We start from the raw sequence: 18,367 nt of genomic DNA on the forward strand, positions 1-18,367 counted from the left end.
GTTTGCTTCTCCGTTTCAGTTCAGATCAACGACCTTTACGGTCTATGGCGGTCTTGAGCAGCTCGGTCAGTGCTTCAATGCTGACGACACCCAGATCTTCACCTGTACGTGTCCTCAAGGCCACCTGCCTGTTTTCGACTTCTTTGTCCCCGATAACGGCCAGATAAGGCACCTTGGACAAAGTATGCTCGCGGATTTTAAAGCCGATCTTCTCATTTCTCAAGTCCGCGATGGCGCGAATACCCTGATTCCTGAGGGTTTCACACAATTCGGATGCGTAGCTTGCCTGCCGGTCAGTGATTGTGAGCAGTGCAATCTGGGTCGGGGCCAGCCACACCGGGAAGGCCCCTTCGTAATGCTCAATCAGGATACCAATGAAACGTTCAAAGGAACCCAATATGGCCCGATGCAACATGACAGGTGTCCGGCGACTCTGATCGTCTGCAACATACTCGGCCCCCAAACGGCCAGGCATGCTGAAGTCAACCTGTATGGTACCACACTGCCAGAGTCGCCCCAGGCAATCCTTCAGGCTGAACTCGATCTTGGGACCATAGAAGGCACCTTCACCCGGCAGCTCTTCCCACGGGAGCGACTTGGCGTTGAGGGCATCTGCAAGCGCCTTTTCAGCCTTGTCCCAGATTTCGTCTGACCCTACACGCTTTTCAGGCCGGGTGGAAAGCTTGTAGATGATCTCGTTGAAGCCGAAGTCCGCGTAGACTTCGTGCAGAAAATCAATAAAACGCGCAACCTCTTCCTGTATCTGGTCTTCTGTGCAGAAGATATGTGCATCGTCCTGCACAAAGCCACGCACCCGCATCAGACCATGTAGCGCACCGGAGGGCTCATTCCGATGACAGGAGCCAAACTCAGCGAGCCGCAAGGGCAGCTCACGGTAACTGCGCAGTCCCTGATTGAACACTTGAACATGACAGGGGCAGTTCATGGGTTTGATGGCAAAATCCCGCTCTTCCGAGTGGGTCGTGAACATCTCGTCCTTGAACTTTTCCCAGTGACCGGATTTTTCCCAGAGCGTGCGTTCGACCACCTGGGGGGTCTTGATTTCCTTGTAACCATGCTTGTCCAGCTGGCGACGCATGTACTGCTCCAGCTGCTGGTAGATCGTCCAGCCATCCGGATGCCAGAAGACCATGCCAGGCGCTTCTTCCTGCATATGAAAGAGATTCAGCTTTTTGCCAATCTTGCGGTGATCCCGTTTCTCGGCTTCCTCGATACGTTTGAGGTAGGCCTTGAGATCCTTGCTGTTCGCCCAAGCGGTTCCGTAGATACGCTGGAGCTGTTCATTTTTGGCGTCGCCACGCCAGTAGGCCCCGGCGACCTTGGTGAGTTTGAAGGCCTTGATCTTTCCTGTCGACGGCACATGAGGTCCGCGGCAGAGATCGATAAAATCACCCTGCCGATAGAACGAGAGCTCTTCCTCTCCGGGAATATCCTCAATGATACGAACCTTGAAGTCCTCGCCCATTTCACGGAACAGTTTCCTGGCGGACTCCCGATCCATTACGGAGCGTTCGACAGAAATGTCCTGACGGGCCAACTCCTTCATACGGGCTTCGATCTTTTCAAGATCTTCCGGCGTAAAAGCCCGATCAAACTTGAAGTCGTAATAAAATCCATCTTCAATCACGGGACCGATCGTCACCTGTGCCGACGGAAACAGCTGCTTGACAGCCATCGCAAGCAAGTGGGCACAAGAGTGACGGATAATTTCAAGTCCCTCCGGATCACGATCAGTAATGATCGCCAGATCACAATCCTCTTCGATCAGATATGAGGTATCCACCAGGCGACCATTCACTTTTCCGGCAAGGGCTGCTTTGGCCAACCCGGGCCCTATGGACGCAGCCACATCTGCAACGGTGACGGCTTCTTCAAATTGACGTTGGCTCCCGTCCGGGAGTGTGACCACTGGCATGAGTTGGTTATCCTGCTGAAAATGTTTGACAAAATCTGCACAGGGTGGCGATTCTAACAGGAAGGAGGCCGGGCGCAAAGGGATCGTTCAGCGAATCCATCCCTTTTCACGATAATATCGCTCGGCTCCCGGATGCAGAGGCGCAGTCAGGCCATCACGAACCATGGATTCCGGTTTGAGGTTGGCAAGTGCAGGGTGCAAGCGTCTGAAGAGGTCCAGGTTCTCAAATACAGCCTTGACCAAGGCGTAAACCTGCTCATCGGGTACTGCGTCCGTAGTAACCAGCGTTGCAGCCACCCCAAAGGTCCAGACACTTTCCGGATTATTCCGGTAGACGCCACCCGGTACCATGGTCTTGCGATAATAGCTGTGGGTGGAAATGAGCTTGTTTATCACCTTGCCCCGAACCGGAAGAATGACACTGTCACACAGTGTTGTGGCTTCCTTCACTGCTCCGGATGGATGCCCCACAACGTACAACATGACATCAATTTTTCCGGAACACAGAAGACGGGGCTGATCGGATGCCTTGTACTCCAGTGCCTCAGAGAAGTCTTTCATGGACCAGCCATACTGCTCCATCAGAACTTCCAGGGTCGCCCTCTGCCCCGTACCGACACCACCGACATTAACCCGCTTGCCCCGGATATCTTCAAACTGATGTATGGAGTCATCTTTTCGAACCACGACAGTAAACGCTTCCGGATGCAAAGAGAAGACAGACCGCATCCCCTTGTGCGGCCCTTCATCACTAAAGGGGCCGCTACCAAAGAATGCGTGGTACTGCCAGTCTGACTGTACGATGGCAAAATCCACGTATCCATTCCGCAGTGCGTCAAGGTTGTAGGTCGAACCGTCAGTACTCTCCAGCGCACAGCGGAAGCCGAGCGACGAGGCATTCCGGTTCACCATCCGGCAGATGGCGCCACCGGCAGGAAAATACACTCCGGTTTCGTTACCGGTTGCAATCATTACCCGCTTGATGGTGTGCTTTTCAGCACCGGCAGAGGCAGCCAGAATCAGGGCTGCAATCCCGAGCAGCAAACTCACAAACTGTCTGATTCCGAGCTGTTTCATCCCCTGCCCCTCCATCATCAGGCTGCAGCTTCCGCCGCAGCAGCCTTGGCACGCATCTTGTCAGGATTGAGGAAGATCCTTGCCAGAGCGGGCAACAGCCAGATGGCACCTACCATGTTCCAGAGGAACATGAATGTCAGCAGCAGTCCCATGTCGGCTTGGAATTTGATAGGGCTGAATATCCAGGTACCGACACCGAGCGCCAGCGTCAGACCGGTAAAGGCCACGGCCTTGCCAGTTGAACGCAGCGTTTCGAAATAGGCCTCCTGCAGATTAAGTCCATCCAGAATCATGCGCTCCAGTTTGGTATAGATATAAATGCCGTAGTCCACACCGATTCCCACGCCCAGCGCAATGACCGGCAACGTGGCCACCTTGACACCAATTCCCATCTTGGTCATGAGTGCTTCGGCCAGAATTGAAGTGATGCCAAGTGGTATGACAATACACAGCACGGCACGCAGCGAACGGAAAGTGATAAAGCACAACAGGGAGACCACTGCATAGACAAAGACGAGCATCATGTCCTTGGCTTTTGCAATGACCTGGTTGGTTGCCGCTTCCACACCACCATTGCCGGCTGCAAGCAGGAATTCAACACCTTCCACATTGGCTTCTTGGGCAAACTTCTCAACCACATCGACAACACGCTGCAGCGTGGTAGCCTTGTGATCCTTGAGGTAGGCCACAACCGGTGTCATGGAACAGTCGGTATTGATCAGGCCGGAGGGTGCAGACCGGATAGTGGAGTTGATGAAGCTTTCGTTGCGGGACAACTCCATCCACTTGTAGTTACCCTCATTGAGGGCCTTGGTGACAATCTTGGAGAACGTCACCACGGATCCGGTGGACTCCACACCCTCCGTGTTCTCCAGCACCCACTGAAGCCGGTCAATGGCATCCATCGCCTTGTACCTGGTGCAGCTCTCCGGTTCGGTCTTGACCATGATGACCAGGACATCCGAGCTCGTACTGTAATGACTGATGACATAGTCATTATCCTTGTTGTAACGCGAATCGGGACGGAGCTCCGGTGCACCCTTGTCCAGGTCACCGATCTGGAGACCCTGCTTGTAATAAATACCCAGACCTGCCCCCAGCACGGCAATGATGATTGAAATGGGAGCCACGGACGGGTGCGCAAAATATGACATGAGGCGCCACTTCCGGTCCGCTTCTTCGGTATGATTCTGAACGTGCCGCACACCGCCCTTGCTGATACCTACGTATGACATGACGACCGGGTGCAGAACCAGGTTGGTCAGAATAATGACCGCCACACCAATGCCTGCAGCAACGGCCAGATCCTTGATGACGTCAATCTTGATCAGGAGCAGCGTCAGGAAGCCGATGGCGTCGCTGACCAGTGCCAGCATGCCCGCTATGTAAAGCGCGCGGAATGCCAGACGCGCAGCCGTCATGGCATCAAAACCCTTCGCGGTTTCGAGCGCCATGGCATTGACGATCTGAACGCCATGGGAAATGCCTATCGCAAAGATCAGGAAGGGCACAAGCACAGAGTAAGGATCGAGACCATAACCCAGCAGCCTGAGCAGTCCCAGCTGCCAGACCACAGCCACGACGGAGGCCAACACCGGGGTCAGAGTACCGGCCCAGCAACGGGAGTACCAGAACAGGAAAACGGTGGTCAGTACCAGTGTGATGACGGCGAACATGGCAATGGAGCCAATCCCCTCAATCAGGTCACCCACCTTTTTGGCAAAGCCGACAATATGAATTTCGATATTCGGGTACTGGCTCTGATATTTGTCCCGGATGATCTCAAGTTTCCTGGACAGCTCCCGGTAATCCAGGGGCTTGCCGGTTTCCGGATCAGATTCCAGCAGCGGTGCATAAATGATGGTGGATTTGAAATCGTCGGCAATGAGGCGACCAATCTGTCCGGACCTCAGAATATTTTGACGAAGTGCATCCAGACTGGAATCCGAACCGTCATAGCCATCCGGGATGACAGTCCCGCCCTGGAAACCCTCTTCGGTGACCTCAACCCAGCGCACATTCGGCGTCCACACGCTCTTGACTCGAGATCTGTCCACGCCCGGCAGAAAGAAGATCTCGTCGTTGATTTCCTTGAGCACCGACATGTATTCGTCGTTGAAAATGTCACCATTCTTGACGGCGACCGCGATACGCACAGCGTTGCCCAGGTTTTCCAGATCAGAGCGATACCTGAGCATATTCTGGATATAGGGATGTTCCAGCGGAATCAAGCGCTCAAAACTGGCATCAGGCTTGATTTTGGACATGTGATAGCCGAAGAACACCGTCAGCAGCAGAAAGGCCACCAGAATGATGGGTCGGTTATTGAAAATCAGCCGCTCAAGAAACGGTTCGGCCTTGGGCGTCAGCAAGTAGTGTTCGCCCTTTTCATGCATGGAATCTGACATTCAGTCAACCTCTGAAACTTGTCCGTTAACGAGTTTGAAATTTCTTCTTCACAGTACCATCAATAAAGCTTGCTCAGGCCGCGCAACAAACGCACACCCCGTTCGCCGACAAATACCAGACGATCGTCAGGCAAATACAGGCCGGCCAGCAATGCCTCACGGTCTTCCCGCGTATGCACCTTGAAGGTCTCACCAAAGTCCTGGCTCATGGCCCACACCCCCGAATTGCCCATGGCCAGAACGCGTCCCTTGCCATCCGCACTCAGGCTGTTAATGGTCTGTTCAGCCCCCAGCATGACGCGCTCCCAAGTACGACCCAGGTCCTGCGAGCGAAATATATGACCACGCAGTCCGGCTACAAGCACTTCATTAACATTGCCGGTGCCCGATACCGCAAACAGTGACCCGGAATACGGGCTATCCAGTTTCTCCCAGGTCGCGCCTTCGTCCGTGGAGCGGAAAATCTGTCCTGCTTCGCCCACGATAAAGAGCGCGCCACCGGTTACCTGTGCGATGGCATTGAGGTGAAAGCGCTCATCGTTTTCAATCCGGGGTGCAGCATTTTCCCAGGTTTCGCCCCCGTCGCGTGTTTCAAAGAAGAAACCATAGGCGCCGACCACAAAACCGTGGTTCGTATCCTTGAACCAGACATCCAGCAATGGCTTTGAAGGTCCGGTCTCTGCGTCTGCCTGCGCATCTTCCAGTGCGAACTGGGCATCTTCAAGTTCATACTCCAGATCTGCCTTCTCGTCCTCGGAAGCCTGATCATATTTGGCCTGAAGGGCATCAAGGCGTGCCTGCACCTGTGCAATGACCAGTTGATTCGCTTCGTTGCCGTCAAACTGCTTCGTCCAGGTCGCACCACCATCTGTGGTATGCAGCACCAGCCCGCCATGTCCGGTTGCCCAACCATTACGACTATCCACAAAATACACGCCAGTGAGCAGAACCGATACCGGAACCTTGGCCTGAACCCAGGTTTTGCCCATATCATCCGAATAGATAATGTGTCCCCTCTGCCCGACGGCCACCAGGCGGCTACCTGCCTGCGCAATATCGGTCAGCAGTGAGGATGCAGCCTTCAGTGTCGGCATGGACGGTGTTTCAAGCACATCTGTCAACGCCATGGCAGATTGCGCAAGTGCAAGACACGCAAACACCGCGAGGCGTGCAAGCGTCGCGGCAGCTTTTTGAAAACCAGAAATGTACGTTCGCATGAGCTGTTTTCGGACCTCCACTTGTAATACGGTCACTGCCTTTTGGGCAGCCATCTTTCAGGACGCTTCCGTGCGTCCGCGGTTTTCCTGATCAACGTACGCCACGACGCCTGAGTGATTGCGGGCTGAAATAGCGCCGGGACGGAATCTTCTCACTGAAGATCCGGGTATTGCGTTCTTCACTGTCCATGCCCTGAACGTGGTAGCGACGGGCCTGCAGGTCATAGAAGACTTCCATGGCTGTCCACTGGACCGGCACCTCATAATAGTTCTTGATCAGTGCCATGCTGACACGCCAGAGCTGGTCACGGTTGTCATACTGGTCAACCAGTGCAATCTGCCAGCTATCCTCATCAATGTAGAATACGCGCTTCTTGTAGATATGCCGCTTGCCCGGTTTGAGGTTCGCTTCAACAACATGCACGCGATGCTTCTCAAAGCGGGTCAGATCCGGGTTGATATGAGACACACCCAAAATATCCTTGTATTTGACCCCGGCTTCAGCAATACGGTAGTTGTTGTAGGGGATATAGATTTCCTTTATGCCCTTGTAGGACCAGTTGTAGCGGTCTGGCGCACCATTATACATGTCAGTGTCATCCGCCGTACGCAGGTTGTCCGCTGCGGCGATGGGTGAGTCATACGCCAGGTTGGGTGCACGACGAACACGACGCTGACCGGCGTTGTAACCCCAGGCCTTGCGCGGCTCCTTGACCTGATCCAGTGTTTCGTGAGCCAGAATGGCGCCGCCGGCCAGGCGGGGCGGTGAAATGGTAAAGGACAGGTAGTAGAACAGAATGTTTTTCAGCTTCTTGGCATTACCCTTCGGATTGTAGTAATTAAAGAAGACCTCCTGCTGAGATTTGACCAGCGTATATTCACCATTCCTCTGTACCGTGGCTTCCACAGTACGCCGCTTGATGAACACCCCTCGCCAGCGGGTAATGTGATTCCAGATCGCCTGGAGTCCCTTCTCTTCATCGGTACCGTGAAGAATCGGGAAGGGAATGCCACCATAAGCTTTCTGGATACCGTTCCCGCCCTTTGCCAAACGGGCAGTCATGGCATTATTGTAAGTATTCTTGTACACCCATTCCGGTGCGGAGGTTGTCCGACGCGTCGGATAGACAGGAATCCGGAAGGTTGTCGGATAGGTTTCGAACATCTTGATTTCACCGGGCGTCAGATAATCCCGGTACTGATCAAGATTCTGGGCTGTAATGATGAACAACGGTTTGTCATCAGGAAACGGATCAGGATGATGCTGCCCTTCCCGCTTGTAGGACTTGGGGGGCTCGGTGATGCCGCCCGTCCAGTCGGGAATATCCTTGCCATTACCCTTGCGGATGCCACCAAAGGGCATCAGGTCACTCTTGAGTCGGTCCGCCTCGGCCTTGGATACGGCGGCCTGAACTGAAGGTGCCGGCAACACGCTCAGCCCGACAATGGATGCCAGCAACGCGCTGAGTAGACTGTTCTTCTTTTTCATGTGTGTTCCTGTGTGATGTTCAGAATCTGTTTGTTGTTGGAGATCGCGACTATGCATCAGGCATCCCTGCCTCGCATTATTCTCTCGGCTTTATAACAGGTTAGCTCAGAGTTCAAAAATGTCTATCAATCCAAAGTGCGATTTTGTGAATCCGCCAGTGATTTGCTGACGATTTCATATACATCGCGTGACAGTCCGGGCTGAGCCTGGATGCGCTTCAATGCGTCAACCATACCTTTCGCGTAGGGCCCGGCATACTTTTTCCATTGCGTCAGCGGCGTCACAATCCTGGCTGCCAGCTGGGGATTGAGGCGATCCAGACGCCCGACCCACTCGGCAAGCCAGCGGTATCCATCGCCATCCTGGCGGTGAAAATGTTTCCAGTTGCCAGCCGCGAAACGTCCGATCACTGCACGGACCGAGTTTGGATGACGGTCACTGAACGCAGGATGAAGCGTCAGTTCCCTGATGCGCTCAAGATCAGACCATGCGGATTCGCCGGCCTGGGCACTGAACCACAACTCCATGACCTGAAGATCGCCCTGCCATTTTCTGTAGAAGGCGCTGACTGCTGCGTCAGTTTTTTCGCAATGTCCGCAGCGCAGCATGGCCTTCAGCCCGCCCAGCTCGGACGACAGCGTCCTGGCGGATTGAATCTGGGCATCGGCCAGTTCCAGAACCGTTTGCGGCGCAACGGCCGCCAACATCAACAGGGCCTGATTCATGATGGCACGGCCTGCCATGGCTTCGCTGCCGAGGTCGTCGGAAATCGTATCCCGGTAACGCCTGTAAATCGCCTCAAGCTCCACTTTCAATGCCTGAGCCAGACTGAGTTCGGCCTGCTCGTGCACGGCAACCAGCGCCTGAATGTCACAGGGGGCAAACTGGTCTCTCAGCCAGGACACCGACGGTAACTGGATGAGCCGTGCTGTCAGAGCGGCATCTTCATCTGCCCGGGCCAGGCAGCCACGCACCGCTTCGGTCCAGGTTGCCAACAGATGCTCTGACCGTGCGCTGTCTTTTTCCAATAAGGCGCGAATGGTCTGAATAGCCAGTGTCTGCATGGCATCCCAGCGGTTGAAACCATCCGTGTCGAAGCGGATGAGATGGGTCAACTGATCTTCAGACCAGTCGTACTCCAGCATCACCGGCGCGGAAAATTCTCGCAGAAGAGACGGGACAGGACGCGAAGGGAGATTCCGGAACACGATCTTTTGCTCCGGCTCGGTCACTTCGATACAGGTTTCAACCGTGCCCGCATCATCAAGCGGCAGCAGCCTGCCTTCCTCTCCCAGAAGGGCCATTCTGACCGGTACGTGGAAGGGCGCCTTCGCCGGCTGCCCGGGTGTTGGCGGGCAAGTCTGCCGGAAATTGAGCGTATAGGTGCCGGTCACCGGATCCCACTCATCCGTGACCCCCAGTCGAGGTGTGCCGGCCTGGGTATACCAGCGCCTGAACTGGGTCAGGTCCCGTCCGGAGACTTCCTCCATGCAGGCCACAAAGTCATCTGTGGTGACAGCCTGGCCATCAAAGCGTTCAAAATACAGATCGGTGCCCTTGCGGAACAGCGCGGCCCCAAGGAGGGTATGCAGCATCCGCACCACTTCAGCGCCCTTTTCATAGACGGTCAGGGTGTAGAAATTGGAAATCTCGATGTAGCTATCGGGCCGGACGGGGTGCGCCATGGGTCCGCTGTCTTCCGCAAACTGGGCGCTTCTGAGCAGATTCACATCATCAATGCGCTTCACGGTCGGCGAATGCATGTCAGCCGTGAACTGGGCATCACGAAAGACCGTAAATCCTTCCTTGAGGCTCAGCTGGAACCAATCCCGGCAGGTGACCCGGTTGCCTGACCAGTTGTGAAAGTATTCATGGGCAATAATGGCTTCGATGCGCTCGAAACCTTCGTCCGTGGTGGCATCCGGCCGGGCCAGTACACAGGAGGAATTGAAGATGTTGAGACCCTTGTTCTCCATCGCCCCCATGTTGAAGTCATTGACGGCGACAATATTGAACAGATCCAGGTCATATTCCCGGCCATATTTCTCTTCATCCCAGCGCATGGCACGCTTCAGGGCATCCAGTGCGAAGTCACACTTGTCGATATTCTCGGGCTCCACGTAGATATTGAGCGTGACCTTTCGCCCGGAACAGGTTGTGAAGTGATCCGTCCTGGCGACCAGATCACCGGCTACCAGTGCAAACAGGTAGCAGGGTTTCGGAAACGGGTCGTGCCAGGTCGCGGCATGCCGGTCACCTTCCAGCTCTTCGGTACCGATGGGGTTTCCGTTGGACAGGAGGACAGGACAGGTCCGTCTGTCGGCCTCGATACGCGTCGTGAAGACTGAGAGCACATCGGGACGATCCAGATACCAGGTAATTCTCCGGAAGCCTTCCGCCTCACACTGGGTACAGAACATTTTCCCTGACCGGTACAGACCTTCAAGCCGGGTATTGTCCTGAGGCCTGATCCGGCTTCGGGTCGTCAATACAAATGTGTCTGGGATGTTGTAAACCACCAGGGAGTCTGCCGTGACGGTCCAGCCGGTGGACGGAAGGGGTTGGTCATCCAAGGCGATGGTCAGCAGTTCGAGCTCTTCACCATCCAGTCTGAGGTGATCGGGTCGCGTTTCCGACGCCGGATTTCTCGTGATGTGCAGGCGCGCTTCAATTTCGGCATAATCATCATGAAGACGGACGACAAGTTCCGTTTGCGGGATCAAAAATGCCGGTGGCCGGTAGTCCTTGAGCCAGATGGTTCTCGGTTGCGCATCTTTCATTCGAAACTCTCCTCGTTCAAACTGATGTCCAGGTGGCCTCGTATCCGCTGTACTTGCGAATATTGATTACACCACCTGACAAGATCAGGTACTGCCCTTTCATGCCCAGCAGCGTCCCCTCGACAACCGGTGTCTTTTCGGCGTTGATGGACCGGACCTTTTCCGGCCATTCCAGAACCGGATACACAAACTGTGCGGCCGGCGTCCCGGCCTTTTGCCATGCCGGCAGATCCTGCCCTTCGGTTTCGAGCCAGGACAATACCCGGTCACGCTGTGCCTGCAGGTCCAGCGTTTCGGCAGTCCCCTTGAGCATGGCCTGCCAGGATGTTCTGTCGTTGAGGATGGCTCGCAACCTGTCTTCTATCAACCCTGCATGGAAGCGCTGTGTCACCCGGAGCAGCTCTATCGCCTGGGTCGCCCCCTGATCCAGCCAGCGTGTCGGGATCTGGGTGCTCCTCGTAATACCGACCTTGAGCCCGGAACTGTTGGCCAGGTAGACACTGTGCCCGGTCATGCAATGGTTTTTTGCCCACTCCGGTTCTCGGCAGGTTCCCTTGTCAAAATGGCAAAGTTCAGGACTCATGATGCAACGGTCACAGGCGGCAAGGGATCTGAAGCATTGATAGCAGTGACCCTGAGCGAAGCTCTTTTTGGTAGGCCGGCCACAGGCCACACATTCGATGCGGCCGGTAAAGTGCAGCCGGACAGTGTGCCCGAGGCATTCGTTGAGCGGAATTTCAGCCTCTCCGATCCGTAGTGAGTAGCGGCACGGTTCCTCCGGCAGAATGTGCATCTTGCGCAAGGTGCCCTGCCCGGTCATGCATCCTCTCCGGGCGTCCACTCACCTGCCCCCCGTTATCCGTCACCTTGCCGGAGCAGGGTGTGGGCTTTGTCCGGTCGATGTAGCCGGTGCGCTGGGTTTCTGGTACGCCCTGTGCGTGTTCATATAACAGAATGGCTTCCATGCAGTGATGCTTCTGCTCTTCGGTAAGGCGCGTTCCATCCGGCCACTTGCTCAATTCCAGTGCCTGTTTGAGACGCTGGTAGATCTCGGGCGTGATGTTTTTGATCAGTGAAGAAATTTGTTCATTCATGGTTGACTCTGCAAATGCAAATCATTATCATTGGTGGCGTGTGTTTGATCCCACACACTCTCTCATCAGGGTACTTCACAGCTTTCGGGGGCTTTGCCCCCTTTTTTTGTGCGAAATAACACACCCAGCACGCTACCTGTTGCCAGTCCGGAAAAGTGAGCCGTGTCAGCCATATTCAGACCGACCGCGTCAGTCATGCCCGTAAGCCCCAGAAAAGCGAAAAAGACCGAGAAATATATCAAAGATGTCGGTATGCCCGCAAAATGCCCGGCTTCGTCAGATCGCTTGAGCACCCAAACCATTCCCATTAACCCGTAGTTGATCCCCGAAAAGCCACCAAAGGTGATCGGCCCCGTGAGGGCCTGGAGAACATTGGACACGACACCGATCGCGATAATCGAAGCCATGAGGCGGACACTGCCGAGATAACGTTCCAGCGGTCCGCCCAAAATGTACAACGCTAACATATTGAACAGTCCGTGCTCCAATGAGAAATGAAGCCAGACAGGTGAGATCAGACGCCAGACCTCCCCCATACCCAAGGTCTCCAGAATTGCCAACCAACGGGCTCCCGGAGAATCGACATCCCACCAACGCGGATCGACAATCATCCAGTCCCAAGGCTCCGAGAATCCGGCAAGCAACCACAGCCCCGACACGACAATGACGCCCAGCCAGAAACCCGTTACCGGTGGCACACCCCTTGAGGCCCTGCTGACGTGGGAGGAAATGCCTTCAGGGTCATGGGATACATGAGGTGCGGAAAGTTGCTGTTCCAGCCAAGCCGCGACCGCATCTGCCTGACTTTCAGGCACGTGAAAGACCATAACCATGGCCCCTTTGGGCGACTCCACAACCCGGATATCCAGGCCTTGTCTGCGAAGATATTCCAGTCCCTCAGGAGAGGGCATCTCCGGGCCAGCAGGCCGGCTCAACACCCCGTTCCGCCACACCCATTCACTCACCGCTGGTGCGCTCCACGTCAACCCAGACAAAATGGTCGTTTGTCAGAGTCTTTTCCCCGTTAAACCGATAGGCCACAAGCTTGCCGTATTTGACGGCACTATAGTCCACACAGGCTACATTGGATCTCAACAGTCGAGGGGTTCCGGACAGCCAGTAGTGCCCCACAAAAACCGGAGGTGCGCTCTCCGGGTAGCTGAGCAAGCGTGACTTCTCCTCCTGTGTGAGCAGACGGTTTCTCAAGGGCTCCGGCAATCCGTCAGGCTGGAACACCACGTCCTGGTAGGTTCGGGGATTGCTGGCCCAGAACCGGGTCCGGAAGGCATTCCGGGTGTAGCCGTCCCCACCTTTGATCACGAAACCCTCCGGTAGCCGAAGATCGGTTCCGCGCAGCAGGCGATCCATGACTTTCCCGGCAAAGCTTCCGTGTACACTGGAGTCGTGGAGAAAGTCCATGTCAATCGTATTGCGTCCGTATTTCTCCCGGAATGCCTGAATCAACGCTTCATCCCAACAGGCATGCACGACACGGAATCCCGGCAACTCCAGAAACAAAGGCAGTGTCAGGAACCAGTCAAGATACGACTGAAACTCTTCCTCGTGGTGCTCGAACTGTTTCAGTGTCGCGGAGATGGTACGTGTATGCCGCGCCGTGTGCTCTCTCAGGTATGTTCGTGTGCTACCCGGCCGGGCGCGGGTACAGTAGCCCAGTGCGTTATATTCATGATTACCCATGACCATCTGAGCGGTACCCGCTTCGACCATACCTCTGACGATACGTAACGCTTCGCGAATACGTGGTCCGCGATCAATGATGTCACCCACGAAAATGGCTTGTCGCGCTGGATGGCCGTATATGCCCATGCTTTCCTGATAACCGAGCTTATGCAGCAGGGCCTTGAGTGTCAGTGCGCAACCGTGTACATCACCTATGATGTCGTAACCTTCAAAGCGCTGGCCGTCGCTCATCACGCATCTCCTCCGAGCGTGGCAGCCCATTTCAGCTTGTCGCGGCAGATTTCATAGAAATTGTGACTGACCGGATGGATCAACCGCAGTTTGTGCGGTTTCTTGAATATGGTGAGCACATCCCCAGGTGCCGCAGTAATCTGAGTCTGGCCATCGCAGCTCACCTGAGGATATATCTCGTTGGCATCACCGATGACAATTTTGATCTCGCTATTGCCATTGACCACGATGGGGCGGCTGCTGAGTGTATGCGGAAACATGGGAACCAATACGATGGCGTCCAGTGCCGGGTGCATGATCGGGCCACCTGCGGACAACGCATAGGCAGTGCTGCCGGTCGGCGTGGCCACAATGAGGCCGTCGGACTTCTGGGAGTAGACAAACTGACCCTCGATATAGAGATCGAAGCCGATCATTCGGGTGCTCTTGCCCGGATGCAACACGATATCGTTGAGGCCACACCCGTAACCGACCGGGCTGCCATTACGCTTGACGTACGCATCCAGCAGAAATCGGGATTCCTCGATGTACTGACCTGCCAGCACTTCTCCGACCTTCTCTTCCAGCTCATTCGGCGAGATATCCGTCAGAAAGCCCAGATGCCCCCGGTTGATGCCGAGCACCGGAACATTGTGGCCTGCCAGGGCCCGTGCCGCGCCCAGCAGACTGCCATCGCCTCCGACAACGATGACCAGATCACAGACCTCCCCGAGCATCCGCTTGCTGGCAACCTGCTGGCCATGCCCCGGAAGGACTTCAGCGGTATCTTCCTCCAGAATGACATGATAGCCATTGGAGGTCAGATACTGTTTCAGTCGCCTCAGTGTTTCGACCACCAAGACACTGCCGAGGCGGCCAATCAGACCGATATTCTTGAATGTATCCATGAATTCATGCCAATCATGTCAGAGGGCAGGTATGGTAGCCCGCCCGCTTCTGAAAGTGAATGGATCAGGCCGTATTCTGGTGAACCGCACAACGGTCACTCACGCCCGGCACAAAATCTGCCGGGGTTGCCACGGCCTCGATGGAGGTGTTGCATGGCTCGCCGGAAGCATCTTGGTGGATGCACACCGGGTTCTCATAGTGCTCAAGCCACAGCCGATAAACCTCTTCGGAAACGAAACACTTTTCGGCCGCATAAGCCATCGGGTTGGCAATATAGCGATCCACGTCATGCAATGGCAAAGTGATATGACCTGCGCCCGGATGATAGGCCACCATGACCACGGCCAGTTCTGCCAGCTTGCGGAGCTTGTCCTCGCCATCCCTTGCTGCAAGCTCTTCCTTCAGTTGTCTGACTTCTTCCCGTAATTGCTCTTCGCGCTCCGTCCGGTAATACAACTCGCGGTCCTTGCGTTCAAGCTGTTCCTTGACGATCGTCAGCTCGGCAGCAATACGCTCCTGCATCTGCTGCACGGCATCGGAGCTCATGGACTGTTCAAGTTCGGTCTGCAAGGCATTGATCCGCTTGCGCTGTGCGGTCAGTTCATTCTGCAGACTCAGAAACTGCTCATTGCGTTTGGACAGTTTCTTCTGAAGCTGCTCATTGAGTACCTGCTGTCGCTTGAGTGCCTGCTCCAGATCCAGTATGCGCTGACGGAATCGCTTGCCTTCCAGTGACAGCTTGCGGGCCGCCTCCTGCCTGACCTCCTCGATTTCGGATTCCAGCGTCCGGATACGCAGCCGCTGACTCTTGATCAGACGCGCCAGCTTGATGCGATGGGGGTCGGTTTCGGCCGGAGGCTCAATCGGTGTGACCACAGGTATGTTCTCGGGCTCGAGCACGGGGATATCTTCATCCCCGGGAATCATGCCGGCCGGAGCCCCATGATCTTCGGTTTCCTGTGCCCGCACCTCAAATCCGAGACGATTCTGTTTCAGGGCATCCCTGATCACCAGAAAGAGATTGCTGTTCGGGCGCATGTCCGGATCCCAGAGATCCTTGCGGTGCCAGTCAATCGCGCACTGGCTCCGGCATGCGAGGCGAATGGGCCCGGCCCCCAGATCGGGGCCTGATGCGGATATCTGCGCAAAGCGGCGCAATGGCAGGTTCCACTCGGGATCAGCCAGACCGTTTTCGTCAAAGTAAAGGGTAAAGAAGACCAGCGCTGTCGGGCGAAGCGCCGTATCCATTTCCACATAAACGACGTGCGCATCGGTGTCACGCCAGTCACCCATGGCGATCATGCCATCCAGAATGGCCTCAAACTCCGAGTACCGCATCTGCTTGACTACCCGGTGATCCTCGATAAACAGGACGGCCTGATACTCACCCCGTGATCGCGCCATTCAGTCACTCCATGAACATAGTCAGACTTTTTCTGATCATAGCATACAAAAAAGCCCGGGGTGTTGCCCCGGGCCTTTCCGCCTATCCCTGTTGGGATCAGATTTCGGCAGCCAGACGCGCGCCCTGGTTGATGGCACGCTTGGCATCCAGCTCGGCCGCAACATCCGCACCACCAATCAGGTGAACCTTGAAACCTTTGGCCTCCAGCGGATCGACCAGCTCGCGAAGCGGATCCTGACCGGCGCAGATGATCACGTTATCCACGTCCAGGGTTCGGGGTTCGCCGTTGACCTTGATATGAAAACCTTCGTCATCAATGCGCACGTACTCGCATCCGCCCATCATCTGCACCCCTTTCATCTTGAGTGAAGCGCGGTGAATCCAGCCCGTGGTCTTGCCCAGGTTCTTGCCCACCTTGGAGGTCTTGCGCTGCAGCAGATAGACCTGACGGGGAGACGGGTGCGGATGCGGTGGCTTCAGACCGCCGCGATGACTGAGAGACAGATCAACCCCCCACTCCTCTGCAAACAGCTCCGGCGAGAGGCTCGGTGAGGTACCCTCATGAGTCAGGTATTCCGCTGTATCAAAACCGATACCGCCCGCGCCAACAATGGCCACCTTCCTGCCGACCGGCTTGCGTTCCAGGAGGCAGTCCAGATAGCCCATTACCTTGGGATGGTCGATACCTTCAATGTCCGGCGTACGCGGCTTGATCCCCGTGGCCAGAACCACCTCGTCGTATCCACCGGCCGCCAGCTGCTCTGCATCCACGCGCGTGTTCAGATGCAGCTTGACTCCGGTTTTTTCGATCATGACGGAGAAGTAGCGCAGCGTTTCGTTGAACTCTTCCTTGCCCGGAATCCGCTTGGCCACGTTGAACTGCCCGCCAATCTGGTCGCTGGACTCAAACAGGTGCACTTCATGTCCGCGCTGGGCGGCAATGGTGGAGAAGGCCAGACCTGCAGGACCGGCGCCGACTACCGCGATCTTCTTGCGCTCTGCGGCAGGGGTATACTGCAGTTCCGTTTCATGGCAGGCACGCGGGTTGACCAGACAGGATGTCAGCTTCATCTGGAAGGTGTGATCGAGGCAGGCCTGATTACAGGCGATACAGGTATTGACTTCCGGCTCACGGTCCTCCATCGCTTTCAGCACCAGTTCCGGATCTGCCAGGAAGGGACGCGCCATGGAGACCATGTCGGCATCGCCGTCTGCAAGTACCTTTTCCGCCACGGAAGGCATGTTGATGCGGTTGGTGGTAACCAGCGGAATGGAAACCTCTCCCTTGAGCTTGGCAGTCACCTTGGTGAAGGCCGCCCGGGGCACCATGGTGGCAATGGTGGGTACGCGCGCTTCATGCCAACCGATACCCGTGTTGATAATGGTGGCACCTGCCGCTTCGATGGCCTTTGCCAGCTGCACAATTTCTTCCCAGCTGCTGCCATCCTCAATCAGGTCGAGCATGCTCAGGCGATAAATGATGATGAAGTTCTCGCCTACACGCTCGCGGGTACGCCTGACGATCTCGATGGGTAACCGGATCCGGTTTTCGTAGCTGCCACCAAATTCGTCGGTACGCTTATTGGTATGGGAGACGATGAACTGGTTGATGAAGTAGCCTTCGGAGCCCATGATCTCCACACCATCATAACCCGCCTGCTTTGCCTTTTCGGCGCTGTTGACGAAGGCTTCGATCTCGCCCCAGACCTCTTCAGTAGTCAGTTCACGGGGCCGGAACGGGTTGATGGGTGCCTGAATGGCCGACGGCGCAACCAGCTTGGGATGATAGGCATAGCGACCGGCGTGGAGAATCTGCATGCAGATCTTGCCACCCGCTTCGTGTACTGCCTGAGTGACTACCTTGTGGTGTTCGGCATCTTCATCCGTCTCCATCCGGGCGGCGCCGGGACCCACCATGCCGGCTTCGTTGGGTGCAATGCCCCCTGTCACGATGAGTCCGACCTGGCCGCGCGCACGCTCGGCATAGAAGGTGGCCATACGCTGGAAACCGTTCTTGGTCTCCTCAAGGCCGGTATGCATGGATCCCATCAGGACCCGGTTTTTCAGCGTGGTGAATCCGAGGTCAAGGGGAGACAGCAAATGCGGATACTTTTTGATCCCAGGATATTCGGTACTCATCA

Annotated in this window: 13 protein-coding genes; all 13 read right to left on the minus strand. The window is 55.7% G+C overall.

Annotation, left to right across the window (positions count from 1 at the left end; translation table 11 throughout):
- Positions 1 to 25: 25 nt before the first annotated feature.
- Positions 26 to 1,936, minus strand: coding sequence for a threonine--tRNA ligase (gene thrS / locus AAIA72_RS03490; RefSeq protein ID WP_369602059.1), 1,911 nt, complete (start codon positions 1,934 to 1,936; stop codon positions 26 to 28).
- Between the two features lie 87 nt (positions 1,937 to 2,023).
- Positions 2,024 to 3,013, minus strand: a complete 990-nt coding sequence (locus tag AAIA72_RS03495; protein WP_369602060.1) for a TAXI family TRAP transporter solute-binding subunit — start codon at positions 3,011 to 3,013, stop codon at positions 2,024 to 2,026.
- A 17-nt stretch (positions 3,014 to 3,030) separates the two neighbouring features.
- A complete protein-coding gene (locus tag AAIA72_RS03500) occupies positions 3,031 to 5,421 on the minus strand; it encodes an RND family transporter (protein ID WP_369602061.1) in 2,391 nt (796 codons plus the stop codon).
- 59 nt (positions 5,422 to 5,480) lie between these two features.
- Positions 5,481 to 6,548 (minus strand): WD40/YVTN/BNR-like repeat-containing protein, encoded by a 1,068-nt coding sequence (locus AAIA72_RS03505; RefSeq protein ID WP_369602062.1) that lies wholly within the window; start codon positions 6,546 to 6,548, stop codon positions 5,481 to 5,483.
- Between the two features lie 181 nt (positions 6,549 to 6,729).
- Positions 6,730 to 8,127 carry a DUF1329 domain-containing protein gene (locus tag AAIA72_RS03510; protein WP_369602063.1) on the minus strand — a complete coding sequence of 466 codons (1,398 nt, stop codon included), beginning with the start codon at positions 8,125 to 8,127 and terminating at the stop codon, positions 6,730 to 6,732.
- 125 nt (positions 8,128 to 8,252) lie between these two features.
- Positions 8,253 to 10,907 carry an aminopeptidase N gene (gene pepN, locus AAIA72_RS03515; protein WP_369602064.1) on the minus strand — a complete coding sequence of 885 codons (2,655 nt, stop codon included), beginning with the start codon at positions 10,905 to 10,907 and terminating at the stop codon, positions 8,253 to 8,255.
- 16 nt (positions 10,908 to 10,923) lie between these two features.
- Entirely contained in the window at positions 10,924 to 11,727 is an 804-nt protein-coding gene (locus tag AAIA72_RS03520) for a DUF2797 domain-containing protein (protein ID WP_369602065.1), read from the minus strand.
- Positions 11,645 to 12,001 carry a YeaC family protein gene (locus AAIA72_RS03525; RefSeq protein ID WP_369602066.1) on the minus strand — a complete coding sequence of 119 codons (357 nt, stop codon included), beginning with the start codon at positions 11,999 to 12,001 and terminating at the stop codon, positions 11,645 to 11,647. The genes AAIA72_RS03520 and AAIA72_RS03525 overlap by 83 nt, the downstream gene beginning before the upstream one ends.
- A 65-nt stretch (positions 12,002 to 12,066) precedes the next feature.
- The gene (locus tag AAIA72_RS03530; RefSeq protein ID WP_369602067.1) at positions 12,067 to 12,828 is read right to left on the minus strand and encodes a rhomboid family intramembrane serine protease; all 762 of its coding nucleotides are present in this window, start codon (positions 12,826 to 12,828) and stop codon (positions 12,067 to 12,069) included.
- A 130-nt stretch (positions 12,829 to 12,958) separates the two neighbouring features.
- Positions 12,959 to 13,933 (minus strand): metallophosphoesterase, encoded by a 975-nt coding sequence (locus AAIA72_RS03535; RefSeq protein WP_369602068.1) that lies wholly within the window; start codon positions 13,931 to 13,933, stop codon positions 12,959 to 12,961.
- Positions 13,933 to 14,820: an NAD(+) kinase gene (locus tag AAIA72_RS03540; RefSeq protein WP_369602069.1), complete on the minus strand. Its 888-nt coding sequence runs from the start codon at positions 14,818 to 14,820 to the stop codon at positions 13,933 to 13,935. The genes AAIA72_RS03535 and AAIA72_RS03540 overlap by 1 nt, the downstream gene beginning before the upstream one ends.
- Positions 14,821 to 14,884: 64 nt before the next feature.
- Positions 14,885 to 16,225, minus strand: coding sequence for a DNA repair ATPase (locus AAIA72_RS03545; protein WP_369602070.1), 1,341 nt, complete (start codon positions 16,223 to 16,225; stop codon positions 14,885 to 14,887).
- A gap of 97 nt (positions 16,226 to 16,322) precedes the next feature.
- Positions 16,323 to 18,344 carry an FAD-dependent oxidoreductase gene (locus tag AAIA72_RS03550; protein WP_369602962.1) on the minus strand — a complete coding sequence of 674 codons (2,022 nt, stop codon included), beginning with the start codon at positions 18,342 to 18,344 and terminating at the stop codon, positions 16,323 to 16,325.
- Between the last annotated feature and the right edge of the window lie 23 nt (positions 18,345 to 18,367).

Origin of the sequence: Thermohahella caldifontis, assembly GCF_041153465.1 — a bacterium.
Lineage (GTDB): Bacteria > Pseudomonadota > Gammaproteobacteria > Pseudomonadales > Oleiphilaceae > Thermohahella > Thermohahella caldifontis.